The sequence below is a fragment of the Sinomicrobium halophytocola genome (assembly GCF_052983395.1).
In genome coordinates, this window is record NZ_JBRKIT010000011.1 from 256,166 (window position 1) to 276,769 (window position 20,604).

The 20,604-nt window shown below is 39.9% G+C and carries 1 protein-coding gene; it reads right to left on the reverse strand.

Annotated elements, in window-relative coordinates:
- Positions 1-69: 69 nt before the first annotated feature.
- Positions 70-20,595 carry a non-ribosomal peptide synthetase gene (locus ACVBDY_RS03265; protein WP_447174037.1) on the reverse strand — a complete coding sequence of 6,842 codons (20,526 nt, stop codon included), beginning with the start codon at positions 20,593-20,595 and terminating at the stop codon, positions 70-72.
- Positions 20,596-20,604: the final 9 nt, after the last annotated feature.

Consider the following 20,604-nt stretch of genomic DNA (forward strand, 5'->3'; position numbering starts at 1 on the left):
CTGCCCGGTTTATAGCCGGCCGGCAGGATAGTGCTGTATCTTCTTGTAGAGGATCGGACTATCTACGCATTACCAGTAATTTTCTTTTGTATTCATTTTTGTTAACCATTCCGTGCAATAAGGCGTATTTACAATGGTAAAGTGGTTGGCATCTGAATTGACAATCTGTACATCGCTGAAATATTGATCCCAGCCGGCTGCAGCACCTTGATCTCCCCAATCTTCTCCCGAAAGCTGTGAATTATCGGCCTGTATGAATATCATGGCCTGATTCAACTTTTCTTCCATATGATAAACAGCTGAGATGGAAGCACGAAATACTTTCCACATCTTTTCTATCGTTTTTGGAGGAAGCGAATGGACCGTGTCACAGATGAACTTCATGTAATTATCTTCGGGCAATTGCTTCACCAGATCTTCTACGGCTGTTTCATTAAGCCATGGCTGACTGAATTTGATCAATGATCTGAAGTAAGTACCTAATTTTTCAACTTCCTGTAGTGAATGGAAAGAAGAAAGCGGATCTACAAAACAATCCAGGAAAATAACCTTCTCAATAGCAATTGCTGATCCCCCGGCCTGTTTAATCATTTCATAAATCACTATACCACCGTAACTATGTGCCAGTAAAGTAATTCCACCTATCACACCTGTCTGTTTAATCTGTTCCAGGTTATAGGCTGCCATTGCTTCAATACTTGTATTAGGTGCTTCATTGCTGGCGAGCCCTTTCATCTGCAAGCCATAAACAGCTCCTTCTCCCGGTAAATCACCTGCCAAACTAAAGTAACCTTCTGTTGATCCAAGCGCCCCCGGAATAATAAAAGTTACCTCTTCCATACTGCCTTCTCTTAAGGTTAAAACTGAATCATCGCCAGACTCTTCATAACCATTAATCAGAATTTTTATTTCAGCAATTGTTGGATTCTTCATGATATGGATCAGCTGTATATCTCTGTCAAATACCATATTGATCTTATGGGTTAGCTGAATCATTGTTAATGAGTTCCCTCCAACCTCGAAAAAGTTATCATGAACACCTACTTTATTAATATTCAACAGTTTGATCCATATTTCAGCCAGCTTATGCTCTGTTTCATCTGATGGTGCTGTAAATTCTCTTTCAGCTATTTCGTTCGGATCAACGCTTGGCAAAGCTTTTCTATCCACTTTACCATTGGAAGATAATGGAATTTTATCTATTTCAATAAATATAGAAGGAACCATATATTCCGGTAAATGAGCTCTAAGATGCTTTTGCAATTCTTCTTTATCAAAAACATCGTTAGCTACAACATAGGCTACCAGTCTTTTATTTCGGTTATCATCTTCTATGGTCAGGACCAAGCCCTGTTTAACAAGCGGAGATAACTGTAAAATGGTTTCTACCTCACCTAATTCAACTCTGAATCCATTGATCTTAACCTGTCCGTCCTGCCTGCCAAGGAATACAATAAATCCGTCCGGATGCTGGCTACCTATGTCTCCGGTACGATACAGTGGTTTTTGCATTACCGGATGTTTAATAAAGCTGGCAGCCGTCTTTTCAGGATCCTGGTGATAGCCTTTAGCTACCCCAATTCCACCGATATAAATATCTCCAGGTACATTTACCGGACAAGGAGAAAGATTGGCGTCCAAGACATACATTTCCTGATTGCCCAGAGGATAGCCGTAGGGAATACTTTTCCAAGACGGATCAATCTTACCGATAGGGAAATAAATAGACCATATAGAGCCTTCTGTAGCCCCACCCAGACTGATTACATTGCTGTCCGGATTCACATTTTTTATTCTATTTGGTAAATCCAAAGGAATCCAATCTCCACTCATCCAATACATTCTTAAACTCTCAAGAAACATTTCCGCCGTATCTTCTTGTCTCTCTATCAATAAATTAACGATTTGAGGCACTGAGTTCCAAACGGTCACCTGTTCTTCTTTGACGTAGCGAAGCCAGATATCCGGGTTCAATCCTTCCGTTTCAAGAGGCAGGATTAGTGTTGCTCCACAGGCGAATGTTCCGAAAATATCATAAACGGAAAGGTCAAAATTGAGGTCGGATATGCCAAACACCTTATCTTCTGAAGTAATGTCAAATCTCGCATTCATATCATATAGGGTATTGACTGCTCCGCGATGATCGATCATCACTCCTTTTGGCTTTCCTGTAGAACCTGAAGTAAAAATGATATAAGCCAGTTCCGTATCCGGAACTTTTACTGTTTCATGAGTTGTCAATTCGGCAGCAAAAGTATCTTCTTCCAGAAGGATTATTTTCACCTCTTCGGAACAGCTTACCTTATCCATATAATCCGGCTGTACTAAAACAATAGTGGATTCAGTCTGTGCAATCAGTTCATTCATTCTATTTTCAGGCAAGCTACCTTTAACGGGAATATAATGTCCACCAGCCTTCAGAATCCCCAATACTCCCCAAACCTGTTCCAAACTTTTATGGGAAACGATAGCTACGGGAGCATTAGCCGGAAGACCGGATTTTACAAGTGCCCCTGCCAAACGATTAGCCATTTCATTCAATTCTGTATATGTAATTCGTCTTCCATCGTGTACCACGGCTATATCATCAGGGGTTTTAAAGACCTGCTCTTCAAAAAGGTCAGCCAGTGTTTTATACTTAGGATAAGCAACAGCCGTATTATTCCTTTCATTCAGGAAATAATTGATTTCCTTTTTAGATAACACTTCATAAGCTCTTATCTGTTTAGCCGTATCTTCCAGAACACCATTCATTAATTCCGTAAAATATCCCATATGCTGGTGTATGATTTCTGCACTAAATACATCCTGGTCATATTTCAGACTGACAATGATTTCCTTTCTAAGATCCTGTATTTCCAAAGAATAAACATGGGGCGTTTCCTGATATACTTCGTCATAAATTTCAACACCAGATCCTCCACCGGTTAATATTTCGTCAAAAATATTCTGGTAAATAAATGATACTTTGAACGGCGTTTCCCTATTCCCGGAACGATCTAAATTCAGATCTGACAATAGTTTAGGTAAAGGATAAGCTGCATGAGACATTCCGTTGATCATTCCTTCCTGGATAGTTTTCACCAATTCAGCAAAAGTCTGTTCTCCGGATACCGTGCTGCGTAATATCATCATGTTTACGTAATAGCCAATGCTGTTTTCATATTCCTTTTTAGGACGTCCGGCAGTAGGCATTAAAATCAACAGATCCTCTTCTGATGTAAGCTTGTGAAGCAACATTGCATAGATTCCGGAAAATAAAACAGAAAGATTTACTTTCAGTCTTCGGCTTAGGTCTTTTAGCCGATCTACCTGCAGCTGACCAAGCCTCATTCTTTCAATACCGATCATGGTTGTTTTGATACTGTTCTGCTTATAAAGGTCATAAGGTAAATTCAATATAGGTAAACTCCCGGAAAGATTGTCCTTCCAATAAGCCAGACTTTTTTCACCTTGCTTGCTAAGAATATAATTCCTTTCCCATTCTACATAGCTGAAATAAGCAAAGTCAGGTTCTTTAACCAATACCTTTTGGCCATTTGAAAGCTTCTGGTACTTCTCAAAAAGAGAAGCTATAAATACGGAGCTTGACATTCCATCAAAAATGATGTGATGAAATACCAGCAGAATATAATTTTTACTGGTTTTAAGATCTCTTCTGATGTATAACCTTACGGGGAGTTCCGTCTCCAGATTAAACGGAGTTCTTACCAGGTTCCAGGAAACCTCTTTGATGTTTTGATCTTCAGCAAGCTCTTTATCATCAATATGGATTTCAGCAATATTATTAATTTGATTATAAACCTCTCCGGTTATTTCATCGGTAAGAAAGCTTGATCTTAGAACCGGATATTCATCAAGTGTTAACAGGAAAGCCTTCTTTACTACTTCATAAGTAATAGTTCCCGGAATGATAAAAGATACGGGAACATTATGATTTACATTTTCGGGCTCCAATCGCTGTATAAACCACAGTCCTTTCTGGCCTTCTGAAAGCGGATACCTCGGTGATGTAATTTCCTGAATTACTTCTGATTCATCTAATTCCGTATTCAATAATGATTCCGGTTGATGAATAGCGACAATCTTTTCCTGATATTCTTCAAGTAAGAAGTCAGCTAAATCGTTTATGGTCGGATAGTTGTAGAAAACAGCCGGTGTCAGATCTGTATCATAAAAATCATTGAGTTCATTGGAATACTTGATTAATAAAATGGAGTCAAAGCCATAATCACTCAGTTTTTCGTCCCTTTCAATATCGCTTTCCGATAATTTCAATAGCTGGACAGTGATCTCCAATAATTTTGAAGCTACTTTATCCTGTAATTCAGCATTTTTCGGCATAGCGTGCACCAGGGCATGTTTTTGTTTTACTGCTAATCTGTTTAGTAGTTGGGATCGTATTTTGTCAACCTTTCCGTAGGTTACTATTCCCTGGATGTAATTGCTTCCTAATAACTGATCAAAAATGTTAATTCCAATAGCATTGGGCAAAGGTGATAATCCATACTGTTTGTCCAAATACTCCTGACTTGTCTGGTCCATTACCATTCCACCCTCTTTCCAGAATGACCAATTGATACTGATTGTTTTTCCCTGTCGTTTCCCTTTATTGCGTTCGGCTTCTCTGTATACTGCATAATGATCTAAATATACATTCGCTGCCGCATAATCGGCCTGACCTGCATTTCCTGTAATAGCTGCAAGACCGGAAAACAGAACCATAAAGTCAAGGTCTTCATTTTTAGTGGCTTCATCAATATTTTTAACCCCATTCACTTTAGCCGCAAATACGGTCTTTACTTCTTCAGAGAGCTTATTGATGATTAAACTATCCTGAGTTACTCCTGCACTATGGATAATTCCATCTATTCGGTGGTACTTTTTCTTAATCTGATCGAGTAAATTAATGACCTCTTCTTTGTTGTTCACATCACAACTAAAATAATCGCCGTGAGCAAGTCCTGCAATAAAAGCTTCTTTTTCTTCATCTATTTGACTCCTGCCTGTTAAAATCACTTTCGTTTGCGGAACTTTGTTAATATGGGTAGCAAATAATCTACCGATCCCACCTGCTCCGCCTATAATCAGATAAACTCCACCTTCTTTAATTTTTAATCCGTCATTATCCGAAATATTAATTTCACTAAGTTTTTTCACTTTTCTCAATCCTGATTCATAACGCACCTCTGCATCAGCTGTGCAAAGCTCGGCCTGTAAAATGGTGGTCAACTCAGGCACATCTTTTACAGAAAGTCGGTCTACACTAATTATTTTTCCTGTAATTCCCGGATTTTCGAGACTGGCTGTTTTAAGCAAACCGGAAATAAAGCCATAATCCAGATAGTCGCTTACACAACAAACAATCAGCAAATGAAAGGTATCTTTTTCTAATGTTCTTTTTTTGATTACGGACATTACATCGATCAGATAATCCTCAGCAATATTTCCGTCAATCGTTGTTGTTTCTATGCCTAATTCTGCCTTAAGATTTTCAGCCAGTTGTGCCGGGCTATCCACCAACAAAACAAGCGGTATTACTTCATTCTGCTGCTCCACCGGGTTTTCTGCCGCACATTCTTCCCAGTTCATTGTAAATAAACAGGCATCTGTTGCAGTATCCCGCGATTCAGTTTTCCCCGTACCATCGATCGGGAGGGTAACAAAATCATGAAAACTCATGAGAACTTTACCATTTTCATCAAGGATATCTACGTCATACGTAATGACAGTCCCATTTCCCTGGTTAGTTGTGCTCTTTCTGGCATAGCTCCAGATCGTCAAAGGCAATTCGTCATAGAACAAAACTTCTTTGGCGCTAAACGGAAGCTGAGTAATCGGTTTTCTATCGACAAAGCCCATTCCCATACAGGTTTGTAACGCACTATCCACCAGACCCGGAGAAACACTAAACCCTTCCAGTTTTGGCAATGTAATCTTAGACAATGCTTCTGAGGATGAATAATACATGCTCTCAATTCCCATGAAACTATCTCCATAGTTAAGCCCCATTTGTCTGAAAATATCATAGCAGGTAGTTCGGTCAACAGTTGCCGGCAATCTGTTTTGAATAGCCTTAAGATCGAATAAACTCTTCACTGGCAATGATTGCGTCGAAATGCGTCCCTGGCTATGCAACTGCTCTTGTCCGTTTAGTGAGTAAATATCATAACTAAGCTCATCATTGATACTTTGTAAACGAACATAAACTTCTTCTGCCTTTCTATTGATACGAACAGGGCTCAGCCAAGCTATATTTTTAAGAGTCGTAACCTGTTGTGATAGAAGTTCGGTTCCTGCTGTTCTAGCCATTTCAAGATAGGCTACCCCAGGTAATATGATCTCGTTCTGTATTTTATGATCGCTTAAAAACCGTTCATTTCCAGTAAAAAGACTCGTGAACTGAAGGGTTTTAACCGTTGAAGTATTACAGTGAATCAATGGATGCAAATAACCGGTGTGCCCATTGGCACCAACAGTTCTAACCTCCGGAATCCAATAACTTTGACGTGCAAAAGCATAGGCAGGAAGGCTTATTTTATTCGGACGTTTATGCGGGTATAGTAAATCCCAGCTTATGGTCACTCCTTTTGTCCATAAAAGCGCTAAAGACTTTATTTCGCCATGTGTAATTGCATAGTCGATATATGCCTTTCCGGCTCCGCCTTCGAGTAGAAAGTCAGCTTTATTCTTTTTGATATTTCCGGTCATCAAATGTTCGGTATTCCCTTTCAGGAATTCTTTCAACTGAAGCGTCAGATCAGCCTGGTCTGCGGCAAGTACGGCAAGGCGTTCTTCCATTGGTTCTCTTCCGATTTGCAAAGTATAGGCAATATCGTGGATATTGGTCTGCGGATTTTTTTCTAACCACGATACTAAATTGCCAACCTGACTTTTAAGTCTTTCTGCATTTTTAGCGGATATTATGATTACTGCTGATTCCGCAGAAATCGTTGTCGCATTGTTTTCAGGATATTCTTCAATCACCATGTGCACATTCGTCCCGCTAAAACCGAAACTGCTGATGGCTGCACGTTTTGGCGTATCGCCTTCTGTTTTCCAGTCACTTAATTCTGTTCCAACCTGAAAAGGACTGTCTGCAAGATCAATTAAAGGATTGCATTCTTCGAAATTCAAGGTAGGTACCAACTGTTTGTGTTTTAGAGAAAGTATGATCTTCAGAACACCTGCTATACCCGCAGCAACCAGTGTATGACCTATATTGGTTTTAACGCTCCCTATTCTACAATACTGTGTTTTTTCTGTGTACTTTCTGAAAGCATTGGTCAAAGCATCCAGCTCAATAGGATCTCCTAAACTGGTCCCTGTACCGTGTGCTTCTACGTAGCTAATTGTTTCAGGGTTAATATTAAATTTTTTATAAACTTCTTTTTCAAGTTCTTGCTGTGCCAGGACACTTGGAGCCGTAATACCGTTAGAAGCTCCATCCTGATTGGTTAAGCTGGCTTTAATTACCCCATAAATCCTGTCACCGTCACGTTCTGCATCGGCAAGACGTTTCATAATAACAACACCTACTCCTTCCCCGGGTACGAATCCATCTGCCTTTTTGTCGAAAGTATGGCATTGTCCGGTTTCAGACATCATCCCGGCTCTATTAGCCAGGGAATAAAAGTCTGGTGTTGTCATAATATTGATTCCTCCGGCAATAATCAGGTCGGTTTCTCCTTTTTGTAAACTACTGCACCCCATATCCATCGCCAAAAGAGAACTTGAACAAGCCGTATCCACAGAAATTGCAGGTCCTTTGAGATCTAAAAAGTAAGATATTCTTGCGGCAAGTATAGCACTGGAGTTCCCCCACATTACCGAAGCTTCTTCACATTTCTCTATATTATAATCACTTGGAGCCACTCCTGCGTATACACCACATTTGCTGCCTTTTAATGTTCTTGGATTAATGGCTGCATCTTCAATTGCTTTCCAGCAATGCTCCAGGAATAAACGCTGTTGCGGATCCATCATTTCAGCTTCACTTCCTGAGATTTTAAAGAAGACAGGGTCGAATTTATCAATATCCTGCAAGAAGCTTCCCTTCCACTTAGGACCATCATTGTTCACATATCCCTCCCATCTGTTTTGGGGTACGTCACCGATCAGGCTCTTCCCATTTTTCAACACTTCCCAAAATGCATCCAGATCATTGGCAGCCCCAAACTGTCCACTCACCCCAATGATTGCAATATCATTTTCATGACGATACACCGGTTCTAAAGTTTTCAGGTTTTCTGTGAAACGTGTTTTTCCAGACATCTCCACTTCAGGAAATGCAGCAGGAACCGGAGTTTCGGCAGGTACTTCAACCTGCAGTAATTCGCTAAAGTTCCGTATCAAATGATCGGCGAGTTGCTGAATGGTTCCATAGCTGAAAATATCTGTGGATTTTAAGTTTACATTCAGCTTTTCATTGATATTTTTGATGAGTTCCATACTGAGGATGGAATCAAAACCATAATCCATAAACTGAATTTCTATATCAAAATCGCCCGGTGGAAGTTTAATTAAATCTGCAGCTATTTGGGTCAGCTGATTAATGAGGCTATTGGTATTTATTGTTTTTTTCATGGCAGGCATTTTCTGTTTTGGAACAGCTACTATTTTATTGATTTCATGTTTTTTTACCGGTTGTTTTGATCCGGAAATGATTTTTCCGTCGCTTGTAGCACATACAATCTGTTGGGAAAGATTTGTTACTTCAGGATAGCTCACAGGTTTTAAATAACCCGTTTCTTTTAAGATATTCTGCCAACTCTCTGCTGATAGTCCCGGGCTGCCCTTTAATCTTATCCCACCATCTTCATACAGCCACCAACCGTCTAATAATCCAAAGGTCATTGTGGTGAATAACTCTGTTCGTGCTATTTCGTTCATAATCAACAAACCATCCTGCTTTAGTAAAGCCTTAATATTATTCAGGGTTACAGCCATGTTTTTAGTGGCATGCACCACATTAGCTCCAATTACAATATCATAGCTGCCTATTGCTACCTGATGATCGGAAGGAGCCAGTTCTATATTCAAAATAGCTGTTTCCAAGTAAGGTGCCATTGTTTTGTATTGTTGCTCAGCATAATGCAGAAAGCTGTATGATAAATCTGTGTACAAATAGAAAAGATGGTCTTTATAAGGCTCCAATGCTCTGAAAACCACCTGACTAGTTCCTCCGGTTCCGGCACCCACTTCCAATATTCTGATCTTTTCCCCGGATTTTAAATAAGGAATACTGGCTGCAACACTATTTTTGATAATGCCTGCTAACAGATCGTTAAAGTAATCTGACTGAGCATTTCCTTTGTAAATACCACTAACATAATCCATACTTCCGCCTGGAAACATCACGGAAGTTGCTTGTAATTTCCCAGTTAAAATTTCCTGGAAGGATTCCAAACAGATCTGAAGCAGTGTACCATGAGGACGGTATTGCTGTTCCTGCATCACCAGCTCACTCATCTGCTGTTCGAAATCGAAGTCATTGAGCTCTTCTTTCGTGCCTGCACTTACAAAAACCTGGGAATCTTTTATTGTCAAATATCCTTTTGTCTCCAATAGGTCAATCAAAACGGAAAATAATTGCCCGTATTTATCACTAATGGAAAGCCGGGATCTTAAACTGTCGATCGTTTGACCAGCAGTCTGCTTGTCTTCCAGTCCCAGTTGAAGCAATGCTTTCAATACACCTTTACAACAAAGCTTCTCAAATATCTGATCCAGCTGATCTGTTTTTGGATAAATAAGAGCATCCGCTTCTTCCAACTGTAGTACAGAGCAGGATTTAACTTGTGATATCTCCTTGTTGGTATGCATCACAGGCATGGCAGCAGCCGTTGCAGCAGAGAGTTTCAGCGCAACAACCTGTTGTTCATTACTGTTTAATACGGTTTCGAGTAAATGCATCCCTTCTTCCGTCTGTATGCTTTCAATACCTGCCTGCTTCATCTTTTCTTTATAACCATCCGCTGCTACGACACCAACTTCCCCCCAATATCCCCAATTGATAATCCTTACGGGAATGTCCCATAAATTGCTCACACTAAGGGCGTAACTATCTTTAAAAGAACATCCTGAGGCATAGTTTGCCTGGCCTGGAGCGTGAACCAATGACTGTGCTGAAGAATAGAAGCAGATAAAATCAAGAGGTTCTTTTCTGAAAGTCTGCACAAGGTTCTGACTGGCCAGAGCTTTAGGCATAAATGCTTTTTTAAAATCAGCCTCCGTCATATTTTTCAAAAGCATATCATGCAATACAATGGCTGAATGAAAAAGACCATGTACTTCCTGATAAGTTTTTTTAATGGCTTGATAGGTCTTCTCAACCTGTCCTAAATCAGTAGCATCGCATTGATAATATTCCGGCTTCTGCCCTAATCTTGCAATCTCTTCTTGAGCCTTCATAATTACATCATCAACGGGTCTTCTCCCTAACCAGATGATCTTCGCCTGATACTTCTGCACCAGGTATTCTGTTGTTGCTTTTCCCAATCCACCGGCACCACCTAACAGCACATATGTTCCTCCCTTTGTGAATGCTGAAGAATTTACTTCCGGCAATACGATGGGATACAAATACTGTCTGTAATAGTGAGCATTTCTTAAGGCAGTAACTGCACTTTCTTTATTATCCAGGCTGACAGCCAGTAAACTTGCCCAGTCAATTTCGGAAGGATTTTCCGATGCGGAGATATCCAAATCAATTCTGTTAACCGACCACTGAGGTTGTTCTTTAACCAAAGCCCCTGTCATTCCTATAATACCACTACCTGCTGCGGTTACCAAGCTATCCGGCAAGACCTTTTGGGTATTGGAAGTTAATACAGTAATTTTCAGATCTTTGATCTCAGCGTTTAACAATTGTTTTATACTTTTAAATACAGCCAGTTCTCTTGCATAATGATTATCAGTCAATGAAGTTTTCTGGGGCTCTCCAGGTAATCCCTGTAAAAGATAGACACCAGCTACTCCATCAGGAATTTCATTTAAGGCTTCAGTAATATCGACTTCTGCCCCCTGATTGCTAAGCCATTTTCCAAGTTCTTTTGCAAATAAAGGATCAGAACTTCCTGTTACAAGAACCTGTTTCCCTTTAATCAATATTGAAGTTTCCGGTTGGGTAATTATTCTGTCCCACATAGGTTTATATGCAATTGACCTTGCTTTGCCCGAAGGATTTTGCAAAGTAACCTGAGGTAATAATATCAAATCTCTGAAATGCAGTAAAACAACTCCTTCCTCATCCATAATATCCATTTGACAACAGAAAGCGCCGGCCTGTTTCTTCTCAAAAATCGCACGGCACCAGATTACTGAAGGTAATGTTCCAAAAATTGTTATTTCGGCTGCGTCCGAAGGTTGATAAAGACGTTGTTCCCCCTGGCTTAACAGCCAACCTGTACCGGTCTGTACAATATTGTCCAATAACCCCGGAGAAAGGATAAACTCATCACTAACCGGCAACACTATTTTTGCCAGTGCTTCGCTCTGACCATAATACAATTTTTCTACGCCCTGAAATTCTGATGCATAATTTTTACCTGCCTTAGCAAACAGCTTATAAAGGGTTTCTTTTTCAATTGAATGCCGATATTGTTTAATCAGATTTTCAATATCTTTTTTATCATGTGGCTGCTGAAATTCTGTATTCAGTAAACCTTGTCCGTTAAGCTGTGCCTTACTCTCTTTATGTTTCGTATAAATTTCATAACCAATTTCATTTCCTGCATTAAACAAGTTGATCTGAACTTTTGCAGGAACTCCATTTACTCTTATCGGATCAATCCATGACACATTTCGGAGTTGAGTAATGCACTGACGAAGGCTTCTTTCTCCGGCTTCTCTTGCCAGCTCCAGCAAAGCCAGGGCAGGTAATTCATTATAATCAACTCCCTCACATTTTGTTAAGAAATCTTCTTTTCCCGTATAAGTGCTGATAAATTTCTGCTCGTTCAGGTCAGACTCGTTACTGTGCAATAGCGGATGCAGATTGTTTTGTCCATTTTGGATGATTTCATTGTTTTTTATCGGAATCCAGTACCGATCTTTAATAAATGGATAAGCAGGTAAACTGATTCTTGAAGGTAATCCGTTTGGATAAAGGGATGTCCAGTTTGTTTCTACCCCACTCACCCAAGCCGTTGCTATGGAAAACAGATCATTTTCATGCTGAGCATAATAGCTTTGGTCTTTTTTACGGACATTTCCTCTGATTGCATTTGTTGTTTTATTCTCCAGATAGTCGGTCAACTGAACAATTAAATCATCCTTATCAGTGGCAATAAATGCCAGTCTCTCCTCCATTTCTTCTCTTCCAACCTGCAATGTATAGGCGATATCGTATAAATCAGTCTGTTTGTTTTTTTCTAAAAACCTTTTGAGATTATCTACCTGAATTGCAATTCTACTGGCATGTTTTGCTGATAATACAATAATCGCAGGCATTTCATATCCTAACTTTCTGATTGGTGATGCCTGGTATTCTTCAATGATAATATGGGCATTACTCCCCCCCGCACCAAATCCGCTGATACCTGCAACACGAGATTTTCCTTCAGACGACGGCCATGCTTCAAGCTGCTGCTGTACTTTAAAAGGACTGTTTTCGAAATCAATATCAGGATTTAGGACAGAAGAATGTAAAGATGGTACTAATAGCTGATGCTTCAACTGTAAGATCACTTTAGTTAATCCTGAAATTCCGGCTGCTGATTCACAATGCCCGATATTTGACTTGACGGAACCAATACTGCAAAACTGTTTCTCTGTAGTTTCAAATGCTCTGTTTAACCCTGCTATTTCTATTGGATCTCCAAGACTTGTTCCTGTTCCATGGGCCTCCAAATAGCTAAAATCATTGGCCTTTATTCCTCCTTTTTTCATCGCTGCCTGGATGACAGCCGCCTGAGCTTTTGGATTGGGAACTGTATATCCATTGGTTTTTCCCCCGTGATTTAATGCTGTTCCTTTAATCAAACCATAAATGTGATCACCATCTTCGATGGCTTCTCTCAAACGTTTTAATAATACTGCTCCGACTCCTTCCCCGGGTACATAACCATCACCACCTTGACCGAAACTTTCGCAACGGCCTGCACCGGATACAAAACGTCCCTGGCTCAACATCAGGTATTTATTAGGATGTGCACTGATATTTACTCCCCCTGCAATTGCCATATCGGTATGTCCAACGATTAAATCATTGCATGCCAAATGAATAGCCGTTAATGAAGAAGAACACATCGTATCAACAGCCATGCTTGGACCATTGAAATTAAAAAAGTAAGAAATTCTATTAGCAATACTGCTTGCTATTCCTGCAGGTGTTACGAAGTTTCCTTTCATTCTTTCCTCAGCACCAAATAATTGATACTCTTCATACATCACTCCAGCATAAACACCGATTTTCTTAGCAATTCCGGTCCCGGCATCTTCTGAGCGTATACTTTCACGGGTATAACCGGCATCTTCTATGGTTTCCCAAACTGTCTGCAGGAAAAGGCGTTCTTGTGGATCCATCAGTTCAGCTTCTCTTGGTGAGATATTGAAAAATAAAGGATCAAACTTATCAATGTCATTCATAAATCCACCCCATTTACTATAGCTCTTACCTGGACGTCCTTTTTCTTCATGATATATTTCTTCTGCATTCCATCGGTCTGATGGAATCTGAGTAATACAATCTTTTCCTGCTTTAAGATTTTCCCAGAATTCGTCAAGATTATTTGCGTCAGGATAACGGCCGCTAAGCCCAATAATAGCAATATCTTCGCTTAAATTTTTATGTCGGGCTTGTTGTTGTTGCTGTATATTTGAAAAACGCTGACGTCTGTTTTGATTAACAATCTGTCTTTCTGTTTTCACGATTTCTTTTGTAGTAGTTGCCGGAGCCTTGGTCACAGCTAATCCTGTCAATTCTAAAAGCAAAGGACGATGGGCTTCCATAAAGTAACCACAAAGTTCTTTCAGGCTAAGATATTCAAAGAATAAAGTACGTGGCAGTTTACCAAATACTTCCTGTAAGCAATTGGAAAGTCTGATAACCAATACGGAATCAATTCCGTAATGTTCAAATGGAACTTCTGCTTTTAATTTTTCTTCAGGCATTCTCAACTCTTTTGCCAATAAATCTCGCAGGTAGGTCACCGATGCGTCATAAAGAATTTCGTTGTTAACAGCTATTTCTGTGGGTGAAGAATTCATTGCTTCTACAGATTTATCTGATAAAACCATCTCTTCTTCAGCTTCCCCATACAATACCATTCCCTGGGCGATCCCGCTATTCATTAAGTTTTTAAAGGCTTCAAGACCCACATCAGTTGGCATCGGTGCTAAACCAAAGTGTTGCATCATAAAGGTTTCAGCTTCAGTACTTATGTGCATTCCTCCCTCTTTCCATAATGGCCAGTTAATGCTTAATGTCCTTCCATTACGCTTGCCTTTAATGCGTTCATTTTCTCTGTAATGGGCATAATTATCCATCCAGGCATTGGCTGAAGCATAATCAGATTGTCCGGCATTTCCATAAACCCCGGCTATTGAAGAACAACTAATCATGAATTCTAAAGAAAGGTCTTTAGTTGCCAGATCCAGATTTCTGGTTCCTTTTACTTTAGCTGCAAAAACCTCTTTTACTTCCTCTGCCGTTTTCTGAAGAATCGTACTATCTCGAATAACACCTGCACTGTGAATAATACCATCGAGCTTGGCATGTTTTTCAACAATCTTTTGAATAAGATCATCTACCGCTGATCTGTTGCTTATATCGCAAGGAGAATAAAATGCATTACCTAACTGATCTATGGTATTCTGCTGAGAAGTATTCAGCGATTGGCTTCTGCCGGTTAAAATTATTTTTGCTCCTTCTACTTTGCTAAGATATTGTGCAAAGATCAGCCCTAAACCACCGGCACCACCGGTAATCAGATATACTCCATTTGATTTGATCTGAACAGGGGTTGCAGTGAAAGAATCTATCAAAAGACTATCCATTGATCTCACTTCACGTTTTCCTGCCAGATAACGTATTTCATGATCTGCATTCTGTTGCTCGTTCATCAGAATGCCGCTTAGCTCTTCCAGGTTTTCGAATACTTTATCTTCTACACAAATCAGTTTTCCGGTAATCTTCGGATTTTCCTGTGTTAATGTTTTTAGTAAGCCTGTAATAAACCCGTACTGGTAATATTGATCTTTACTACAAGTAACTACAATATGGGTAGCGTTTTTTCGAGACACCACAGTTTTTGCCAGAGAGAGTATTTCCATAAAAAAATCTTCCTCATCAACAGAATTGCTGGCTCTGACCGTTAATGAAAGATGATTCTGAAGATCATTAGCCATAGCCTCTGATCCTCCTGCCAATATGATTAATGAAGTTGCTTCCGCAAGTGATTGTACAGGTTCTGGCTCAAATTTCCAACGATCAGCAAATAAACCGACCTCTTTCGGTGTTATTTCAATATCATTTGCTGCAAAACCGTTCACTGGTAATAATACCAGTTCTTTGAAACAAAGTACAACCTGTCCTTCATTGTTTAAAAGGTCAATATTATAGCTGTTTACTCTCTTCCCCGCCTTGTTCTTCTCAACATGGCACCACAGTTCAGTTGCCAAATTCTCATAAATATCTATTTCAGTTACACTGAATGGTAATAAGATCTCTTTATTGCTTTTTCCTAATTGCATCCCCATACAGGTTTGCAATGCACTGTCCAGGACTCCCGGTGTTAAGACAAAAGCATTATCCGTTGGTAAAGAAATTCTGGATAAAACCTCGTCCTCACTGTAGCGCATCTCTTGAATACCACGGAAACTACTACCATACTCCAGTCCTGCTTCGCTGAATAAAGTATAGCAGTCATTTCCGCTTATTTCATGGGGCAACGCTGCTTTGATTTTTTCAATATCCTTCTGTTCCGGAACAACCGGTTCATTCATTGACACAATACCTTTACAATGTATCTCCTCCGTGTTGTTACGGGTATAAATTTCAAATTCTATGTCGTCTTCTGAAGCAAACAGACTGGTAAAAACAGCTTGTGCTTTATCTTTTATCTGGATTGGACTTAACCAGCTAACCTCTTTTAATTGTGTGATTTTTCCCTGCATAGATTGCTCACCGGCTACTCTTGCCAGTTCCAGATAGGCTACTCCCGGTAATGTTTTAACTTCATGAACGAGATGATGCGCTAAAAATGGTTCTTTACCTGTATAAATGCTTGTAAACTGTTGTTCTTTAAGACTGGAGGTATTGTGATGCAATAAAGGGTGAAGTTTTAATCCGGTTTTTAATGACAACTCTCCTTCTCCCTTTGGAAACCAGTAGCGTTCATTAGCAAAGGGATAAGATGGTAAGCCAATCAGCGACGGCTTATGATTATTATAGATCAAATTCCAGTCGATATTGACTCCTTTGACCCATAACTGAGCTAAAGAATGACTCTCTTTTTCCTGAATAACGCTTTCCAGATAAGCTTTACCTGATTTTCCTTCCAGTGAAATACCCAGATGATCTGTGTGGATATTACCAAGGTATAAGTTCTCTGTATTTTGTTCCAGGTAACAAGACAGGTGTGAAAGCAGATCTTCTTTATCTTCAGCTATAAAAGCCAGCCTCTCCTCCATTGCTTCTCTTCCGGTTTGAAGTGTATAAGCAAGGTCATTGAGATTAATTTCCGGATGGTTTTCGATATGCGTTTTCAGGTTACCAGCTATCACTTTAAGCCTGTCTTCATCTTTGGCTGATACTATAATAACCAATGGCATTTGTTGTTTGTAAGCAACACTTTCACCAATATACTCCTCGATAATCAAGTGTGCATTGCTTCCTCCTGCGCCAAATCCACTGATCCCTGCAAGCCTTGGCTTATTGTTTGGAGCAGGCCATTCTTCAAGCTCCTGCTGAACTTTAAATGGCGTACTTTCAAAGTTTATATTGGGATTCAATACGGTTGAATGCAGAGATGGTACGAGCTGACGATGCTGCATTTGTAACAGGACTTTGGTCAATCCGGATATTCCGGCTGCCGATTCGCAATGCCCTATGTTGGATTTTACTGAACCAATACTGCAGAATTGTTTATTCTTGGAAGAAAAAGCTTTGTTCAGACCTGCTATTTCAATAGGGTCTCCAAGGCTTGTTCCTGTACCATGAGCTTCGATGTAGCTGAAATCTTCAGCCTTTACACCAGCCTTTTTCATGGCTGCTTTGATTACAGACGCCTGTGCTTTTGGATTGGGTACGGTATATCCGTTTGTTTTACCACCGTGATTCAGTCCGGTTCCTTTGATTAATCCATAGATACGGTCTCCATCTGCTAATGCCTGGCTATATGATTTCAACAAGACAGCCCCCACTCCTTCACCTGGAACATAGCCTTCCCCTCCTTCTCCAAAGCTCTCACATCTGCCCTTACTGGAAACAAACATACCCTGGCTCAGCATTAGGTATTTATTGGGATGTACACTTATATTCACTCCTCCGGCCAAGGCCATCGTACAATTACCGTTCTGAATGCTTTCACAAGCCAGGTGTATTGCTGTTAAAGAGGATGAACACATTGTATCTACTGCCATACTGGGCCCATTCAGATTGAAAAAGTAGGATACCCGGTTGGCGATACTGCTGATGCTTCCTCCGGGATTAACAAAATTACCTTTTGCATGCTCCTCAACCCCAAATAACGGATACTCTTCATACATCACTCCTACATAAACACCTACCTGCGGATGGATTGCATTTTTATCCCTTCCTCCTTCCAGTTTCTTTTTGGTATATCCCGCATCTTCAAATGTTTCCCAGGCCGTTTGAAGAAAAAGACGTGCCTGTGGATCCATCAGTTCCGCTTCACGAACAGATATATTAAAAAACAAGGGGTCAAAATGATCTATATTATCAATAAATCCACCCCATTTGCTATAACTTTTTCCTGCCTTTCCTTTTTCTTCATCATAAAAATCTGTAAGATCCCAACGATCTGAAGGGATTTCTGTAATGCTGTCTTTTCCGGATTTCAAATTCTCCCAGAAATCTGAAAGGGTTTTTGCTTCTGGATATCTTCCGCCAAGACCAATAATCGCAATGGGGTCATTAATAGCTGGTGTATTTCCTGTCGTCGGTTTTTTCACAACCTGAGAAGCAGGTTTTAAATCGTCTTTAATCGACTCCTTGCCAGTTTCATAAAAACTAGACGGTTCTTCGGGTAATGAAGTTTTCACTCCGGTAAGTTCGATCAGCTTTTCAGGATAAGCATCTGCAAAATATTCGGTTAATTCAGCCAATGTCTGACATTCAAAAAATAAGGTCCGTGGTATGTTGTTGAAAATAGCTTCGAGGCAATTCGTTAATTTGGTAATCATGATAGAATCAATTCCGTATTGCTCAAAAGGAGTATCTGCTTCCAGCCTATGATTCTTCATTCTCAGCTCTTTTGTCATTAAATCACCCAGATAAGCCATTGATGCTGCATAAAGTGCCTTATCATTCACTACAGCTTTCTTATGGTTAGCTTTAGGAGACAATGATCCGGTAACCCATGCGCTTAATTTATCTGTATGACCATACACCACAACACCTTGTGATGAAGTATTGCTTAATAGGCTTTCAAAAGCTGAAATCCCATCGGAAGAAGGCATTGGCCATAAACCAAAATGATTGACCATGTATTTTTCCTGCTCGGCATCGATCTGTATTCCGCCTTCTTTCCATAAAGGCCAGTTAATACTTAATGTTTTTCCCGTTCTTTTCCCTTGGCTACGTTCTTTCTCCCGATGGTTGGCAAAGTGATCCAGCCAGGCATTAGCCGCTGCATAATCTGCTTGTCCGGTATTACCAAATACCCCTGCTAATGATGAACAAAACATCATAAAATCAAGTTGATCGTCTTTCGTTGCCAGGTCTGTATTTCGGGCTCCAATAATTTTGGCAGAAAAAACGTCATGAACCTCTCCTGAAGTTTTATTTACTATTAAACTATCACGGGTGAGTCCGGCACTGTGGATTACTCCATTCAGACGGCCGTAAATATTTTTTATCTTTTTAATTAGATTTGTAACAGACTTCAAATCTGTAACATCGCAACGTTCGTAGGTAATGTGTGTTAATTCTTTTATTTTTTCCTGTTGTGCGATATCCAGTTCGCTTCGGCCAGCGAGAATCACTTGAGTACCTGGTATTTTATTCAGATAGTCAGCAAAGATCAATCCTAATCCACCTGCACCACCTGTAATCAGGTAAACTCCGTTTTCTTTGATCTCCGCTTTTAAACCCGGACTCTCATCAGAAATCTCTATTAAACCGCGAACTTCTCTTTGTCCCGATTGGTAACGTACTTCCGGTTCATGCTTTCTTTGTTCTTCCTGTAGAGTTGCTGTCAGTTGATCCAACTCATTGATCGAAAGACTTTCTATACCGATCGTTTTTCCTTGTAAAAGCTGATTTTCCTGCACTGCCGTTTTCAACATCGCTGAAATGAAACCATATTCAAGTTCATCAGCGACAGGATAAACAAAATGAATCTTTAGTTTAGCAGACTTTTTATTTTGTATTTCTTCTAAAACCTGGATAAAAACAGATTCCGGTGTACCTTCGCTGATTGTTTCCACCTCACATTCTAATCTTTCACTTAATTTTTCTGCAAGTACAGCTGATCCGCCGGCCAATAAGACTAATGGAGCATCCCCTGTTTCATGTTTTGATAATTCTCTATTGACCTCATCTATAGCATCAGCTTTCCAGCTGTAATCGTATAGATGCAGCTGGGGAGTTCCGTTGGAATTATTTTTGTTCAGTTCATTGTTGATTTTGGTATTCTTTTCCAAGGGTACTACTACAAATTCAGTAAAACGGATTACCGTTTCACCGGAATTGTTTAATAATTCGACATCATAGCTATTAGCGAGTTTACCGGACCTGTTTTTGCTGACATAACACCAGATTTCTTCCGGAAGTGCCTGATAAATATTCATTTCTCTAACACTAAACGGTAACATGAGTTGTTGGTTTTGATCTGCAAGGCTAATTCCCATACAGGTTTGCAATGCACTATCCAGCATTCCCGGTGACCATATGAAACCTGCTGCTGCCGGCAAAGCTATTCTTGATAAAGCAGCCTTTCCGTTATAATAAATTTCCTGAATTCCCTGAAAGGTTCTCCCGTAGTCAAGCCCTACTGAATTCATTACTTTATAATAATCTGCTCCCTCCTTATAGGTTCCCGAATCTTTAAAAAGATCGCGAAGATGGTTTATATCTCTTGCGGCAGGAATTTGCTGATCTGTTGTTTTCAAAATTCCTTTGGTATGCAATTGTTTGTTTGTTTCACCGGTAAAGATTTCATATGTCAATCCATCTTCCTGCTCCTGTAGATCCATATAAAGCCGGACGGATGAGTCACTGATCTTAATCGGTAACAGCCAGTTGATTTCCTTCATTTGAGTGATGTTTTTCCTGGCAACATATTCTCCTGCTGCACGTGCCATCTCAAGATAAGTAACACCTGGTAACACCTGTTCTCCAAGTACTTTATGATCTGTTAGAAAAAATTCTTTTCCGTTATATATACTGTGGAATTGATGTTGTTTCATGATAGTAGG

Bases quoted from the DNA above. Each gene is read 5' to 3' on its own strand.
- ACVBDY_RS03265 (WP_447174037.1), bottom strand. From the start codon at position 20,595: ATGAAACAACATCAATTCCACAGTATATATAACGGAAAAGAATTTTTT.